Below are 13,450 nucleotides of genomic sequence, written 5' to 3'. Positions count from 1 at the left end.
TCGGGCGACGACCAGGCCCGACCGGATTCCGCCGTCTCGGGAATGCGCCACCCGCTCGCCGCGTTGTCTGATTCGCTCGCCACTTCCGGCGGCCGTCCCCATCCCTTTTCGATTCCGAGGAGACGACCATGCACGCCGAATCCGTCCAGACCGGTTCCGTGGCCACCACCACCGACTCCGCCCCCGCAGTCCGCTCCGGCGAGAACCGCATCATCTGGCTGCTGCTCGTGGCGGCCTTCGTCGCGATCCTCAACGAGACGACGATGGGTGTGGCGATCAAGCACCTCATCACCGATCTCGACATCACCGCCGTGCTCGCGCAGTGGCTGACGACCGCCTTCATGCTGACCATGGCCGTCGTGATCCCGATCACCGGCTTCCTGCTGCAGCGGCTGACGACCCGCGCGGTCTTCCTGCTGGCGATGTCGCTGTTCTCGTTCGGAACGCTCATCGCCATGCTCGCCCCGGGGTTCGAGGTGCTGCTCGTCGCGCGCGTCGTGCAGGCGTCCGGTACGGCCATCATGATGCCGCTGCTCATGACGACCCTCATGACCGTGGTCGCGCCCGCCGCGCGCGGGCGGATGATGGGCCGCGTCAGCATCGTGATGGCACTCGCCCCCGCGATCGGCCCGACGATGTCGGGCTTCGTGCTGCAGTACTTCGGCTGGCGATGGATCTTCGCGATCGTGCTCCCGATCGCCCTCGTGTCCCTCGCCATCGGCGCGCGATGGATCACCAACGTCGGCACGCAGACGCACTCCCGCATCGACGTGCTCTCGGTCGTGCTGTCGGCGTTCGGGTTCGGCGGCGTCGTGTTCGGCCTCAGCCAGATCGGCGGCGGCTCGCATGACGGCACGACGGATGCGGCGGCCACCGCGTCGTCGATGACGCTCATCGTCTCGCTGGTCGTCGGCGTCGTGGCGCTCTCGTTGTTCGTGTGGCGACAGTTCATCCTGCAGCGCGAGGATCGCGCGCTCCTGGACCTGCGCGTCTTCCGGTTCACGAACTTCACGATCTCGGTCGTGCACTTCGCGGTGCTCTCTCTCGCCTTCTTCGGCACCATCACGGTTCTGCCGCTGTTCGCGCAGAGCGCGCTGAATCTCGACCCGCTCACGACCGGCCTGATCGTGCTGCCCGGCTCTCTCGCGATGGGCCTCGCCGGTCCCTTCATCGGCCGCATCTACGACCGCTGGGGCACGCGCGTGCTCCTCATCCCCGGCTCGATCCTCACGGTGTCGCTGCTGTGGGTGTTCACGACGCTGTCGGAGACGACGCCCGTCTGGGAGCTGGTCGTGACGCAGACGCTGCTCTCGATCGGCCTGGCGATGTCGTTCACGCCGCTGTTCACCGCGTCGCTCGGCTCGCTCGCACCCCGCTTCTACTCCTACGGCAGCGCGATCGTGAGCACCGTCCAGCAGGTGGCGGGAGCTGCCGGCGTGGCCGTCATGATCACGATCATGAACGCGGGCTTCGTCGCCAACCAGGCGTCGGGCGATGCGGCCGCCTGGGCGGCGGGTGCGCGCAACGCCTTCCTGTTCGCCGCGATCGTGGCGATCCCGACCGTCGTCGGGGCACTCCTCATCCGCAAGCCCGCCGATTCGATCGGCGCTGTGCCCGCGGGTCACTGACGCCGAAGCGCCCGGGAGGGGTCAGTCGATGCTGCAGGAGCCTCCGCCGCAGCAGCCGAAGGACTCCTCCGGGCTCGGCTGGGCGTTCTCGTCCTCGACGGGACGGACGTTCAGCAGCTGGATCGGCGAGGGCTTCGTGGACATGACGACCATGCTACGTCCGCTCAGCACGCCTGTCGCCCCCGTGATGCCGTGAACACCGCGCTCGCATCGTGGTGCCTCAGCCGCCACCGGGGCGCCGTCTGCACGAGACCCCGAGGCCACGCCGGTCTGCACAATCGGTCCGGCACGTCGCGGATGTGGTCGGATCGGGAAGCGGACGCACCGTTGTGTCCCGGCTCGGGGGCGCCCGCCACACCCGCACCGCGGCTGGCCGACGACGGGTTTCCGCACGGAGCGGCGCTCTGCGAGATCTGTTGGGGCTTCGTCCCGCTCGACGACGGCCTGCTCGCGCCGCACGACGCCTTCCGCGGCGCCGCGGATGCGGCCGAGGCCCACCGGCGCAGCGCGTGGTTCAACGCCCACGGCTGGTGACCGGCTCTCGACTCGGCGGCCATAGGCTCGAGCGTATGAGCGAGACGGGTCGGATGCGGATCGTCGTCATGGGCGTCTCGGGCGCGGGAAAGTCGACGGTCGCGCTCGCGCTCGCCGCGCGCCTCGGCGGCGTCTATCTCGACGCCGACGACCTTCACGACGATGCGGCACGGGCCAAGATGGCCGCCGGCGTGCCGCTGACCGACGAGGATCGCGCGCCGTGGCTCGGTCGCGTCGGGCTCGCCTTCACGACGGCGGGCGAGGCGGGCCCCGTCGTCATCGCCTGCTCGGCGCTGCGCCGCCGGTATCGCGATCTCATCCGCGCCGAGGCCACAGAGCCGATCTTCTTCGCGGCGCTCGAACTCGACGAGGCCACCCTCGCAAGGCGGATGGCGGCACGCACCGACCACTTCATGCCGGTGGCTCTGCTCGCCTCGCAGCTCGACACGCTCGAGCCGCTCGAGGCCGACGAGTGGGGTGTGACGGTCTCGACGCGCGACAGCGTGACCGAGGTGGTCGCGCGGATCGTCGAGGCGCTGCCCGCTCAGGGAACGATCGAGTCCACGTAACCGCCGTCGACGCGGACCGCCGCCCCCGTCGTCGCCGACGCGAGGGGCGAGGCGAGGTAGACGACCATGTTGGCGATCTCGTTCGGCTCGATGAGGCGCCCCAGCAGCGACTGCGGCCTAGCCGTGCGCATGAACTCACGCTGCGCCTCGTCCCACGGCAGATCTCGACCGACGACCTGCGCCACGAACTGCTCCACGCCGGGGGTGTGCGTGGGCCCGGCGATCACGGAGTTCACCGTGACGCCCGTCCCCGCGGCAGCCTTCGCGAACCCGCGCGAGGCTCCGAGCACCGCGGTCTTCGAGGTGCCGTAGTGGATCATCTCGGCGGGGATGACGACGGCCGAATCGCTCGCGATGTTCAGCACGCGACCCCAGCCCCGCTGGATCATCTGCGGCAGCAGCTCGCGCGTGAGACGCACGCCGGAGAGCACATTCGTCTCGAAGAAGCGCCGCCAGGCGGCGTCGTCGATCTCCAGAGCCTCGGCGGCCTCGAAGATCCCCAGGTTGTTCACGAGCACGTCGACGCGTCCCGTCTCCGCCACCAGCGTCGCCGCCCCGGCTTCATCGGCCGCGTCGGCCACGATGCCGCGCGCCGCGTCTTCGACCTGCGCGTTGATCTCGGCGACGGCGCGCGCGACGGACTCTTCGCTGCGACCGTTCACGATGACCTCGGCTCCCGCCTCCGCCAGGCGCAGCGCGATCGCGAAGCCGATGCCCGCCGACGACGCCGTCACCAGGGCCGTCTTACCCGTCAGGTCGATGGACACCATTCCGGTTCGTTCGAGTCGCATGCTCTCTCCCTCGTTTCGGCCGTCGTTCGGCGTCGGATGCGTGCGACGCTACCGGCCGCATCCGACGCCTGTCCCCCGACAGGAGTCGAGGGCTCGTCAGACGGCCGACGGGGTGGAGACCGATCCTCCGGCGGCGCGCACTTCGATGCGGCCGTCACGGCGGAGGATCGTCGCGAACGTGCGCGTGCAGCCGCGACAGCGCACGATGGCTGCCGCCGCATCCATCTCCACGGACCACTCGGCGAGGGCGGCACTGCGGCCGCAGTGACCGCACGTGAGCAGGAGAAGGGCCGGGTCGAGGCCTGCGAAGGCGTCCAGCATGCCGGCGAGCGCATTGCCGTCGACGCGTTGGGCGACGCGGCGCGGGTCGGGTCGGACGTGCGGCGTGCTGTCCATCAGGCTCCTCCGAACCTCTCGGTCTTCACGCGAGCGGGATCGTGTCCCGCCGCGACCATCGCATCGGCGGCGGCCTCGACGAAGCTCGTCGGGCCGCAGATGAAGGTCAGCGGATGCTGCGCCGGCATCCACGTGGCCTGCGCGATGTGCTCGGCATCGAGCCGTCCCACGCGTCCGGGCCATCCGGTGGGCGCCTGGCGGGTGTAGGCCCAGGTCACATCCAGCCCGGCTGCTCCCAGCCGTTCGACCTCGTCCCGGTACAGCGCATCGGCCGCCGTGCGCACCGAGTACAGCAGCCGGAACGGCGCGCCGGTGCCCGCCGCGGCACGTGCGCGCGCCATCGCGAGCAGCGGCACGATGCCGGAGCCGCCCGCGATCAGCTGCACGGGCGACGGGTCGGCGGCGTCCCAGACGAAGTAGGCGCCGAGCGGGCCCTTGACCTCGAGCGCGTCGCCCGGCTCCGCGACGCGGACCAGGTAGGGCGACACCTCCCCCTCGGGAATCTCGTCGACGGCGATCTCGACGCTCTCCCCTGGGCCGGACGAGGCGATGGAGTACGACCGTTCGGCCTGGTAACCGTCGGGTGCCGTGAGGCGGATGTCGAGATGCTGTCCGGGAGCGTTGCCCGGCCATCCGGGTACGGCGAGGGTCAGCACGCGACCGTGGGCGGTGTCGGGGACGGCGGCGGCGACGCGCGCGGCGAGCCAGTCGCTGGTTCTCACCAGTAGCGTTCCTCTGTCCACGGGTCGCCGTGCAGGTTGTAGCCGTTCTGCTCCCAGAATCCCGGGTCGTCGTGCTTCTGCATGCTCAGCCCGCGCACCCATTTGGCGCTCTTCCAGAAGTACAGGTGCGGCACGAGCAGACGCGCCGGGCCGCCGTGCTCGGGATCGAGAGGCTTTCCGTCGAACGCGTAGGCGATCCACGCCTTCCCTCCGCGCAGGTCCGCCATGGGCACGTTGGTCGTGTAGCCGCCGTACGAGTGCGCCATGGCGTACTCGTACGAGGTGTCGATGCCGGCGAACAGCGTGTCGACGGAGACGCCGCGCCACGTGGTGTCGAGCTTGGACCAGCGCGTCACGCAGTGGATGTCGGTGTGGACGTCCTCGGAGGGAAGGGCGAGGAACTCGGACCAGCTCCACGAGGTGACCTGGCCCGACTCGGCGCGGATCGAGAACGACCACTCGCTCTCCGGGATGCGCGGGGTGGGTCCGGCCGACAGGACGGGAAAGTCCGCTGTGAGGTATTGACCGGGTGGGAGTCTCGGGTCGGACTCCCGTCGCCGCCCGCCGAATCCGCGTGTGAACTCCGCCATGACCGTCTCCGTCTCGTCGTTGGCTCAGGGTAGCGCCGCCGCCGGCGGCGCAGAACCCTCTGCTCCCATCGAAGTCTGCCGCGTTGCGCCGAGGGCGCACGGCACCCGTGTCGAGGCGATGCTCGACACGAGTCGCACCCCGCGCCCGCGCCCGGCTCTAGCCTGTGAGGGATGTGGCCGTGCAGACGGACGGCCGGGGAGGCGGAGCATGTCGCAGGTGCGCAGCAGCAGTCGTAAGGTGTCCCACGGGGCGGGATTCTGGGTCGTCGCGATCGCTTTCCTGCTGGTGATGGCGTACTCGACGGTGCCGACCCCGCTGTATCCGCTGTACCAGGAGCTCGATCACTTCCCCGTGTCGATCGTGACGGTGATCTTCGCGGCGTATGCGGTGGGTGTCGTCTTCAGCCTGTTCTTCCTCGGTCACATCAGCGACTGGACCGGGCGGCGACGGATGCTCGTGATCGCCGTGCTCGTATCCGCCGTCTCCGCGGTCATGTTCCTCGCCGTGATGAGCGTGCCTGGGCTGATCGCCGCGCGGCTGGTCAACGGCGTGAGCGTCGGGATCCTGACCGCTACGGCGACGGCGCACCTCGGTGAGCTTCGTCAGGCGGCGCGGCCCGACGAGAACGCGATCGTGGCGGCATCCGTCGCGGGAGCGGCGAACATCGGGGGCCTCGCTCTGGGTCCGCTCATCGGCGGGTTGTTCGCCGAGTTCCTGCCCGATCCGCTCGTGCTCCCCCACGCGGTCTTCCTCGTCGTGCTGCTGCTCGCGGCGGTCGCACTGCTGGCCGTCCCCGAGACCGTGGCGACGCCGGAGCCGCGCCCCGCGTATCGTCCGCAGCGCCTGGCGGCGCCGCCCGCATCCCGCCGGATCTTCATCGCCGCGGGCTTCGGCGCCTTCGCCGGCTTCGCTCTGTTCGGCCTGTTCACCTCTCTCGCCCCGACCTTCCTCGCCGGCACCTTCGACCAGCACGATCATCTCGTGGCCGGCGCGACGACGTTCTCCGTCTTCGGCGCGGCGGCCGCGGCGCAGGTGCTGCTCGCACGGGTGCCCGTGCGCGTGCAGCTGGGCATCGCCCGACTCGCGTGCGCCGTAGGACTCGTTCTCGTCGCCGCGGGCGCCGTTCTGCCGAACCTCGCACTCTTCCTCGTCGGCGGCGTGGTGTCGGGCGTGGGCGTCGGGCTGCTGTTCAAGGCCTCGATCGCGACGGCGTCGGCCCTGGCGGACCCGGCGCGGCGCGGCGAGACGCTCGCGCTCATCTTCCTGATCGCCTACTGCGGGCTGGCGCTCCCGGTTCTCGCCGTCGGCGTCTTCTTGACCTTCGTCGACCAGACGGTGGTCCTTCTGATCTTCGCAGCGCTGGTGTTCATCGCTACGGTGGTGGCCGCCACGATGATGCGAGCGAGAAAGGCACAGGCATGAACGATTCGGCTCAGATCAGAACGGATGTGCCGCCCAGCGGCACCGGATGCGTCGAGTGCGAGCAGACCGGCAGCTGGTGGCTGCATCTGCGCCGCTGTGCCGCCTGCGGCCATGTCGGGTGCTGCGACGATTCGCTCGGCAAACACGCGACAGCCCACTGGCGCACCACCGGGCATCGCATCATGCAGAGCTTCGAGCCCGGCGAGGACTGGTTCTGGGACTACGAGTCCGAGACGATGGCCTCGGGTCCCGAGCTGGCACCGGCCCACTCTCACCCCGTGTCGCAGCCCGCGCCCGGTCCCGCCGATCGGGTCCCCGCCGACTGGCAGTCTCTGCTGCGGGACTGACAGGCCCGCGCGCTGCGTTCAGGCGAGGGTCGCTGCCACACGCACGATGAGCGCCGCGACCTCGGCCGGGTGGGTGTGCATCAGCAGGTGCGGACCGTCCAGTTCGAGGATCTGGCGGGCTCCGGCGCGCTCGTAAGCCCACCGCAGGGCATCGGGATTCACGACGCGGTCGGCGAGGCCGATCACACCCCACGCGGGTGTCGTCCGCCACGCCGCCGCCTGAGCCGGCTCGCTGAGGACCGCGGCATCGAGCGGGCGCTGGGTCACGGCGAGCACGTCGGCTTCGTCGTCGGGCAGGCCGGCGGCGGCGAGGAAGGCGAACTCCCGCTCGTCCACCGAGATGTCACGGCGCGTGCCGTCGCCGAGTTCCGGGTAGGCGACCTCTCGGAAGAACTCGACCGCGGGCGCCGCGGCAAACCGCGCGTGGATCTCCGCCGCGCTCTCGCCCTCGTCCAGCACGTACCCGCTCACGAAGACCACGGCGGCGACGTTTTCACGGCGACCGGCGACTCCGACCACGGTTGCACCGTAGGAGTGGCCGACGAGGACGACGGGACCAGGGATGCGGGAGACGAACGCGCTGACGTAGTCGGCGTCGGCGGCGAGGCTCCGGTTGGAGATGGCGGGCACCCTCACCTCGAAACCGGCGCCCTGGAGCCGCAACGCGACGGGCGACCAGCTCGCCCCGTCCGCGAATGCACCGTGCACCAGCACGATCGTCGGCATCTCGGCCACCACGATCACCTCGTCTCGCATCTGATCGCTTCGACGCTAGACGTGTGCGGGCCGCGGAAGCTGCGACCGGGTGTCCCCTCTTGTCTCGACGCCTGTCGAAGCGTCGCGCGCCACACCGCACAGGAATGCGTCCACGAGAGCGTTGAAGGCGTCCGTCGCCTCGAGGAACGGGAAGTGCGACGACGCCGCATCCCGCCCGAACACGTGCACGAGGGCGCCCGGGATGCGCGCGGCCAGCTCGCGTTGCGAACGGACGTCGACATGGCTTCCCTCGCAGCCGATGACGAGCACCGGGACATCGATACGTCCGAGCACGTCGGTCCAGTCCTGCGCGGCGTGATCGACCAGCAGCGGGAGGGCGGCGTGCACGGGCGTGTGCCGGATCTGCTCCGACACCACGCGCCAGACACCCTCATCGACCGGTTCGCTGAACATGGACCTGACGAAGCGCTGCACGACGTCACCGTTCTCATCCACGGCGATGGATGCGGCGAGCCGGGTCAGCCCGTCGATCGGCAGGATCGCTCCGGTCTCGGCCGAGCGCTCCGCCGTGGTCCACGGCCACGCGATGACCGCGGCGGGCTGGTCGACCAGGACGAGCGAGCGCACGCGGGCGGAGCCGAACAGCTCGAGGTACGACCAGATGACGGAGGCGCCCATGGACCACCCGAGAAGGTCCGTGCGCTCGATCCGGAGCGCGTCCAGCACGTCGCGGAGGTCGGCAGCGAGTCGCGCGATCCGGTAGCCGTGATCCGGCTTGTCGGAGAGGCCGTGACCGCGCATGTCGTACGCGATCACCCTGCGTGAGTTGGCGAGCCCGCCCAGCTGGCCCTCGAAGAGCGCCGCTGTCTGGCCCCAGCCGTGCAGCATGACGAGAGGTACGCCGCCCCCGCCGGTGTCCGACACTCGCAGCCGCACGCCGTCGGAGGTCGTGACCACGCTGCCGGCCATCAGATCCTCCCCGAGTGCTCCCAGTAGGCGGCGAGTTTCAGCGCGAGATGTAGCGTGCTGCGCGACAAGCCGTCATCGAGCGCCTCGCGCACCGGCTCCGGCATGTTCTCGAGTCGGTAGTAGAGCGTGGTGCGGTGGATGTGCAGCACATCGCAGACCTCGCGCACGCGGCCCGCGCCGTCCAGGAACGCTTCGATCGTGTGCCGGCGCAACGGATCGGTGTCGTTCAGCAGCACGTGCGCCGCGGGCGAGAACCGGGCGAGCCGGCTCGGGTCGGCGATGATGTCGGAGATCAGCAACCAGGGTCCGATCTCTTCCGCGGCGGCCCGACCGCCCAGCGAGGGAAGCACCTCGGCGACAGCCGCGGCCGCGATGGCCCGATCGGCGACCTCGCGCAGGTCGTTGTCCTCACGCGTGAGGCTGGCGGAGCCGATGGCGCGAAGAAGCACATCCGCCGCTGCCGTCTCGGCAGCGATCGCCGCATCCGTCGCATCGGTGTCGGACGCCTGCCCGAGAAAGAGCAACGAGGCCCCGTCCTCCCCCAGGAACGTGAGGCGCACCCCGGGCAGGCTCTCCAGCGCCCGCCCGAGCGCCGCCCGCTGCACCACGCCCGTGTCGTAACCGACCGCCACCGCGCGCACGACGCTGCCGGGTCCGCGTTCCACGCCGTACGAACGCACCGCGGCCGTGAGGGCATCCCGCCGGGCGAGCACGTCCGCGGCGAGCAGGTCTCGCATGACGGCGGTGCGCACCGACACCGTGGCCGTGCGCGAGTGGGTAATCAACAGGTCGCGCGAGACAGCGACGGCCGCGTCGATCGCGCGGTAGTCGCGCTCGGTGAGGGCGGGCATCCCGCCGGTGATCAGCCACAGAACGCCCACCGGCTCGTCGTCCGTCCAGATCGGGATGGCCAGTCGCTCACGGGCGTTGACGCGGGTCAGGTCGATCGTGAGCGGGCGCCGCGACTGCAGCAGCCGCAGGCTCTCCAGGTACGCCCGCTCGTTCGGAGCGGTCTGCCGACGAAGCAGGGCGCGCGCCCGGACCTCGTCGATCTCGTCGCCCTGCGCGGACGCCGCGACGGGACGGTAGGCGAGGTCGTTGATGACGACCGAACGGCCGAGGGTCTCGGCCAGCTCGTCGACGACGTCTTGCAGGTTCATTGCGGAAGACCCGCTCCGACGGGGGAAGACGTGGGGGGAAACGTCATGGGTGCTCCTTCGTGAGGATCGACACCCGGAACGCTACCCAGGGTGTCCAGAGGGCTGGGAGGCCCGCGTAGTACCACTTTCCGTCGCCGTCAACCGCTCGACGAGCCGTGAGAAGACAGCGGCCGCCAGCGACTGCGGCGGTGCTGCCATGACGGTCATGATGTAGCCCGGGAGGGAGCGCACGCCGAAGTTCTGGATCTCGACCTCGAGCGTTCCGAGCCCCTCCACGATGATCGAGATCTGCGCGTCTTCCGGCCCCGAGACGTCGTGCCGTTCCCAGATACGCACGAAGTCCTCGTCGTGCGAGAGCTCCTGGATGATCTCCTTCAGCCGCGGCGAGTCCGGATCCGCGTCACGCCGGAGGGTCGCGACGGCGGCCCTGGTCATGGACTCCCACGGGTCGAGCGTGCGTTTCATGCGGTCGTTGAAGAGGTTGATCACGACATTCTGGCCCGCAGCCAATCCCCCGAAGCCGAAGGCTGCGGCCAGCGGATTGGCCACGACGACGTCACGGTGCCGGTCCGACATGTAGGCGGGTGTGTGGGTCCACTGCGCCAGCACGCGCGCGATCTGGTCGGCGACCGCCGCATCCTCGGGGGCCGGCAGCGCGGGGGTGCTGGCGGCGAGGCGTCCGAGGTAGGCGCGGGACTCCGCATCCAGACCGAGAACGCCCGCGAGTGCGCGCAGCACCTGGTCGGAGGGTCGCGCACCGCGCCCCTGCTCGAGACGAAGGTAGTACTCCGCACTGATGCCGGCCAGCTGCGCGACCTCGTCGCGCCGCAAGCCCGGAACGCGCCGGCCCGGTGCGCGCTCGAGGCCCACCTCTTCGGGCTGGCGGACATTGCGTCGGGCACGCAGATAGTCGCCCAGCGCGACGCGTTCTCGTTCCATGGCTCTCCTCCCCGCAGAGACGAATGTACGTGATGGAGCGGGCGCTCCACATCCCCTGCGCATTCCGTCCGCATCCCCGGATGCCGGCCGAGCCCTCACCAGGTGTCGGGCGGAGGTTCGTCGGGTGTCGAAGCGCTCCCACGCCAGGTCGCGTCATACTTACGAGGACGGTGCTCCCGCGGCCGTCGGAAGGGAAACCGATGGCCGAGAGCGTTCGCCGCGCCGACCCCTCCTCATTCGTGCCGGGAGCCGTGCAGCAGTTCGGCTCGCCGCTGTCGACGCACGCCGTGTTCCTGGTCCTGCGGGTGGCTGCCGGAGTGGATGCGCTGTCCCGTGTGCGCGGCGTCCTGGCGGATCTGTCGGGCACCATCAAGGCCGTCGCGTTCCGCGATCCCTCGGCGACACTCACCTGCACCGTCGGGATCGGAAGTGAGATCTGGCCGCGCCTGGTGGGCACGCCGCGCCCCGCCCAGCTCCGGCCGTTCGCCCCCATCGTCGGCGAAGCGCACACCGCACCCGCGACGGCGGGCGACCTGCTGTTCCACATCCGCGCCGACCGCGCCGACATCTGCTTCGAGTTCGAGCGGCAGCTCATGGACGCGCTCGGCGACGCTGTCATCACAGAAGACGAGACGGCCTGCTTCCGCTACTTCGACCGACGAGACGTGCTCGGATTCGTCGACGGGACCGCCAACCCGGTCGGCGACGACATCGCCGACACCGTGCTCGTCGGCGACGAGGACCCCGACCACGCGGGCGGCACGTACATCGTGACGCAGAAGTACCTGCATCCCCTCTCCGCCTGGCGCGCGCTGCCGACCGAGGCGCAGGAGGCGATCATGGGCAGGTCGAAGGCCGACAACATCGAGCTCGACGATGCGACGAGCGGGCAGAAGGCCCATAAGACCCTGGCGACGATCGTCGACGACGAGGGTGTCGAGCACGACATCCTCCGAGACAACATGCCGTTCGGCCGCCCCGGCGCCGCCGAGTTCGGCACGTACTTCATCGGGTGCTGCCGGGACCTCTGGGTGATCCAGCGGATGCTCGAGCGGATGTTCATCGGCGACCCGCCCGGGCTCCACGATCGACTGCTCGACTTCTCATCCGCCGTGACGGGCAGCGTGTTCTTCGCGCCGCGCCCCGACGTGCTGGACGGGCTCGACGACGCAGCCCCGAAGACCCCCGCCGCGACGACGCCTCCCCCGCGGGCCGCGGACTCCTCGCTCGGCATCGGCGGGCGCTCCTGACGATCGGAAGGACTCACATGGATCACCTCTATCGCGACCTCGCGCCCATCACCGACGCGACCTGGGACACCCTGGACGACGAGGCACGCACGCGGCTGCAGCCGGCGCTCGGTGCCCGGCACCTGGTCGACTTCGTCGGCCCGCTCGGCTGGCAGCACTCGGCGACGACGCTCGGACGCGTCGGAACGAGCTGCTCGACACCGTTCCCGGGCGTCACGGGTCGTGCGCGCCAGGTGCTGCCGCTCGCCGAGCTGCGCGCGGACTTCGCACTGTCGCGCAGCGAGCTCGACGACGACGCCCGCGGTGCCGTCGACACTGACCTGACACCACTGGACGAAGCGGCCGTCGCGCTCGCGAGTGCGGAGAATGCCGCGGTCTTCCACGGCTGGGATGCTGCGGGGTTCGTCGGCATCGTCCCGTCGTCACCGCATGCGCCGCTCAGCGGGGCCGGAGACCCGGGTCAGCTCGCTCCCCTGGTGGCCGAGGCGATCGCGACACTGTCGGGCGCCGGCGTCGGCGGACCCTACGGTCTCGCCGTCGATACGGCGACGTGGACGGAGATCTCCGGCGGAAGCGACGCGGGAGGAGCCGTGCTGCAGCGGCACCTGGAGCGCGTTCTCGGCGGTCCGGTGGTGTGGACGCCCGGCATCACGGGTGCCGTCGTCGTGAGCCTTCGCGGCGGCGACTTCATCCTGGAGTCCGGCCAGGACATCTCGCTCGGGTACACGGCGCACAGCCGCGATGCGGTCGAGCTGTACCTCATCGAGAGCCTGAGCTTCCGCGTCGCGACGCCCGAGGCGGCGATCGCGATCCGCTGATCCGATCAGACGGCGAGCACTCCCGACGCAGCGAGGGCGACCTGCTCGCTCATGCGGGCGAGTTCTGCCTCATCGCGGCCGATTCGCCAGAGCTGGATGAGCGACTGCGACAGAGCGACGACGTTGGCCGCCGCGGCGACCACCGCCTCATCGGATCGGTCGCGACCGGCCGCCTCGGCCAGAGCATGGGCCATGCGCCGCTCCATCTGCGTCAGCGTGCCGGCGACGATGCGTGCGACCTCGTCGTCGGAGCCGAGTTCGGCGATCGTGTTCAGCATGAGGCAACCGCGACGGTCCGGGTGCGCCGCGCAATCGGCGCGCACGGCGGCGAGGTAGGCGCGGACAGTGTCGGCCACGTCCCGCCCGGGAGCGAGGGCGGCGTCGACGAAGTCGACGCGACCGGCACAGTAGCGCCGGAAGATCAGGAGGAACAGCGCCCACTTGCTGCCGTACGCCTGATAAAGGCTCCCGTTGGCCACACCGGTCGCGGCTGAGAGATCGGTCAGCGCTGAGCCCCGATACCCACGGGTCCAGAACTGTTCGGTGACCGCGTCGAGGAAGAGCTCTTCGTCGAAGGATCGGGCGCGAGGCATGGCC

At 70.4% G+C, this 13,450-nt stretch carries 17 protein-coding genes; 7 read left to right on the top strand and 10 right to left on the bottom strand.

Going from position 1 to position 13,450, the window contains the following annotated elements:
- Positions 1 to 128: 128 nt before the first annotated feature.
- Entirely contained in the window at positions 129 to 1,628 is a 1,500-nt protein-coding gene (locus KYX17_RS13325; protein WP_243227474.1) for a DHA2 family efflux MFS transporter permease subunit, read from the top strand.
- Between the two features lie 21 nt (positions 1,629 to 1,649).
- Here KYX17_RS13325 and KYX17_RS32050 read toward each other — a convergent pair whose 3' ends face one another.
- Positions 1,650 to 1,772: a hypothetical protein gene (locus KYX17_RS32050; RefSeq protein ID WP_274285693.1), complete on the bottom strand. Its 123-nt coding sequence runs from the start codon at positions 1,770 to 1,772 to the stop codon at positions 1,650 to 1,652.
- A 183-nt stretch (positions 1,773 to 1,955) separates the two neighbouring features.
- Between KYX17_RS32050 and KYX17_RS13320 the strand changes: the two genes are divergently transcribed.
- Both KYX17_RS13320 and KYX17_RS13315 read left to right on the top strand, forming a co-directional pair.
- Complete coding sequence (locus KYX17_RS13320; RefSeq protein ID WP_243227473.1) at positions 1,956 to 2,162, top strand: hypothetical protein; 207 nt, start codon at positions 1,956 to 1,958, stop codon at positions 2,160 to 2,162.
- Between the two features lie 35 nt (positions 2,163 to 2,197).
- On the top strand, positions 2,198 to 2,731 hold the full coding sequence (locus tag KYX17_RS13315) for a gluconokinase (protein ID WP_243227472.1): 534 nt from the start codon (positions 2,198 to 2,200) through the stop codon (positions 2,729 to 2,731).
- On the opposite strand, the gene KYX17_RS13310 is transcribed toward KYX17_RS13315, so the two are convergent.
- The 4 genes from KYX17_RS13310 to KYX17_RS13295 form a co-directional block, all read right to left on the bottom strand.
- Positions 2,707 to 3,498, bottom strand: a complete 792-nt coding sequence (locus KYX17_RS13310; protein WP_243228185.1) for an SDR family NAD(P)-dependent oxidoreductase — start codon at positions 3,496 to 3,498, stop codon at positions 2,707 to 2,709. The two genes, KYX17_RS13315 and KYX17_RS13310, sit on opposite strands and share 25 nt — an antisense overlap.
- Positions 3,499 to 3,618: 120 nt before the next feature.
- Complete coding sequence (locus KYX17_RS13305) at positions 3,619 to 3,918, bottom strand: DUF6510 family protein (RefSeq protein ID WP_243227471.1); 300 nt, start codon at positions 3,916 to 3,918, stop codon at positions 3,619 to 3,621.
- Complete coding sequence (locus tag KYX17_RS13300) at positions 3,918 to 4,640, bottom strand: FAD-binding oxidoreductase (RefSeq protein WP_243227470.1); 723 nt, start codon at positions 4,638 to 4,640, stop codon at positions 3,918 to 3,920. The genes KYX17_RS13305 and KYX17_RS13300 overlap by 1 nt, the downstream gene beginning before the upstream one ends.
- Positions 4,637 to 5,230 carry a sulfite oxidase-like oxidoreductase gene (locus KYX17_RS13295; protein ID WP_243227469.1) on the bottom strand — a complete coding sequence of 198 codons (594 nt, stop codon included), beginning with the start codon at positions 5,228 to 5,230 and terminating at the stop codon, positions 4,637 to 4,639. The genes KYX17_RS13300 and KYX17_RS13295 overlap by 4 nt, the downstream gene beginning before the upstream one ends.
- A 208-nt stretch (positions 5,231 to 5,438) precedes the next feature.
- Here KYX17_RS13295 and KYX17_RS13290 point away from each other — a divergent pair, with 208 nt between their 5' ends.
- Together KYX17_RS13290 and KYX17_RS13285 are read left to right on the top strand one after the other, a co-directional pair.
- Positions 5,439 to 6,653, top strand: a complete 1,215-nt coding sequence (locus KYX17_RS13290; RefSeq protein ID WP_243227468.1) for an MFS transporter — start codon at positions 5,439 to 5,441, stop codon at positions 6,651 to 6,653.
- Positions 6,650 to 7,000, top strand: a complete 351-nt coding sequence (locus KYX17_RS13285) for a UBP-type zinc finger domain-containing protein (RefSeq protein WP_243227467.1) — start codon at positions 6,650 to 6,652, stop codon at positions 6,998 to 7,000. Before KYX17_RS13290 ends, KYX17_RS13285 begins: the two co-directional genes overlap by 4 nt.
- Positions 7,001 to 7,018: 18 nt before the next feature.
- Here KYX17_RS13285 and KYX17_RS13280 read toward each other — a convergent pair whose 3' ends face one another.
- The 4 genes from KYX17_RS13280 to KYX17_RS13265 all read right to left on the bottom strand — a co-directional run bounded on the left by KYX17_RS13280 (position 7,019) and on the right by KYX17_RS13265 (position 10,785).
- On the bottom strand, positions 7,019 to 7,756 hold the full coding sequence (locus KYX17_RS13280) for an alpha/beta fold hydrolase (protein ID WP_243227466.1): 738 nt from the start codon (positions 7,754 to 7,756) through the stop codon (positions 7,019 to 7,021).
- 15 nt (positions 7,757 to 7,771) lie between these two features.
- Positions 7,772 to 8,686 carry an alpha/beta fold hydrolase gene (locus KYX17_RS13275; protein ID WP_243227465.1) on the bottom strand — a complete coding sequence of 305 codons (915 nt, stop codon included), beginning with the start codon at positions 8,684 to 8,686 and terminating at the stop codon, positions 7,772 to 7,774.
- Positions 8,686 to 9,846, bottom strand: a complete 1,161-nt coding sequence (locus KYX17_RS13270) for a helix-turn-helix domain-containing protein (protein ID WP_243227464.1) — start codon at positions 9,844 to 9,846, stop codon at positions 8,686 to 8,688. Before KYX17_RS13270 ends, KYX17_RS13275 begins: the two co-directional genes overlap by 1 nt.
- Before the next feature lie 81 nt (positions 9,847 to 9,927).
- Positions 9,928 to 10,785: a helix-turn-helix transcriptional regulator gene (locus KYX17_RS13265; protein ID WP_243227463.1), complete on the bottom strand. Its 858-nt coding sequence runs from the start codon at positions 10,783 to 10,785 to the stop codon at positions 9,928 to 9,930.
- A 200-nt stretch (positions 10,786 to 10,985) separates the two neighbouring features.
- Here KYX17_RS13265 and KYX17_RS13260 point away from each other — a divergent pair, with 200 nt between their 5' ends.
- Both KYX17_RS13260 and KYX17_RS13255 read left to right on the top strand, forming a co-directional pair.
- Positions 10,986 to 12,035: a Dyp-type peroxidase gene (locus KYX17_RS13260; RefSeq protein ID WP_243227462.1), complete on the top strand. Its 1,050-nt coding sequence runs from the start codon at positions 10,986 to 10,988 to the stop codon at positions 12,033 to 12,035.
- A 17-nt stretch (positions 12,036 to 12,052) separates the two neighbouring features.
- Complete coding sequence (locus KYX17_RS13255; RefSeq protein WP_243227461.1) at positions 12,053 to 12,853, top strand: family 1 encapsulin nanocompartment shell protein; 801 nt, start codon at positions 12,053 to 12,055, stop codon at positions 12,851 to 12,853.
- Positions 12,854 to 12,858: 5 nt separating this feature from the next.
- Here KYX17_RS13255 and KYX17_RS13250 read toward each other — a convergent pair whose 3' ends face one another.
- On the bottom strand, positions 12,859 to 13,446 hold the full coding sequence (locus KYX17_RS13250; protein WP_243227460.1) for a TetR/AcrR family transcriptional regulator: 588 nt from the start codon (positions 13,444 to 13,446) through the stop codon (positions 12,859 to 12,861).
- Between the last annotated feature and the right edge of the window lie 4 nt (positions 13,447 to 13,450).

This window comes from Microbacterium sp. CIAB417 (genome assembly GCF_022788845.1).
This window is presented reverse-complemented; position numbering and strand designations above follow the sequence as displayed.

What these genes read in the sequence shown, in the direction of transcription:
- KYX17_RS13325 (WP_243227474.1), top strand. Translation starts at nt 129, where the DNA reads ATGCACGCCGAATCCGTCCAGACCGGTTCCGTGGCCACCACCACCGAC.
- KYX17_RS32050 (WP_274285693.1), bottom strand. Translation starts at nt 1,772, where the DNA reads ATGTCCACGAAGCCCTCGCCGATCCAGCTGCTGAACGTCCGTCCCGTC.
- KYX17_RS13315 (WP_243227472.1), top strand. Translation starts at nt 2,198, where the DNA reads ATGAGCGAGACGGGTCGGATGCGGATCGTCGTCATGGGCGTCTCGGGC.
- KYX17_RS13305 (WP_243227471.1), bottom strand. Translation starts at nt 3,918, where the DNA reads ATGGACAGCACGCCGCACGTCCGACCCGACCCGCGCCGCGTCGCCCAA.
- KYX17_RS13295 (WP_243227469.1), bottom strand. Translation starts at nt 5,230, where the DNA reads ATGGCGGAGTTCACACGCGGATTCGGCGGGCGGCGACGGGAGTCCGAC.
- KYX17_RS13290 (WP_243227468.1), top strand. Translation starts at nt 5,439, where the DNA reads ATGTCGCAGGTGCGCAGCAGCAGTCGTAAGGTGTCCCACGGGGCGGGA.
- KYX17_RS13285 (WP_243227467.1), top strand. Translation starts at nt 6,650, where the DNA reads ATGAACGATTCGGCTCAGATCAGAACGGATGTGCCGCCCAGCGGCACC.
- KYX17_RS13280 (WP_243227466.1), bottom strand. Translation starts at nt 7,756, where the DNA reads ATGCGAGACGAGGTGATCGTGGTGGCCGAGATGCCGACGATCGTGCTG.
- KYX17_RS13275 (WP_243227465.1), bottom strand. Translation starts at nt 8,686, where the DNA reads ATGGCCGGCAGCGTGGTCACGACCTCCGACGGCGTGCGGCTGCGAGTG.
- KYX17_RS13270 (WP_243227464.1), bottom strand. Translation starts at nt 9,846, where the DNA reads ATGAACCTGCAAGACGTCGTCGACGAGCTGGCCGAGACCCTCGGCCGT.
- KYX17_RS13265 (WP_243227463.1), bottom strand. Translation starts at nt 10,785, where the DNA reads ATGGAACGAGAACGCGTCGCGCTGGGCGACTATCTGCGTGCCCGACGC.
- KYX17_RS13260 (WP_243227462.1), top strand. Translation starts at nt 10,986, where the DNA reads ATGGCCGAGAGCGTTCGCCGCGCCGACCCCTCCTCATTCGTGCCGGGA.
- KYX17_RS13255 (WP_243227461.1), top strand. Translation starts at nt 12,053, where the DNA reads ATGGATCACCTCTATCGCGACCTCGCGCCCATCACCGACGCGACCTGG.
- KYX17_RS13250 (WP_243227460.1), bottom strand. Translation starts at nt 13,446, where the DNA reads ATGCCTCGCGCCCGATCCTTCGACGAAGAGCTCTTCCTCGACGCGGTC.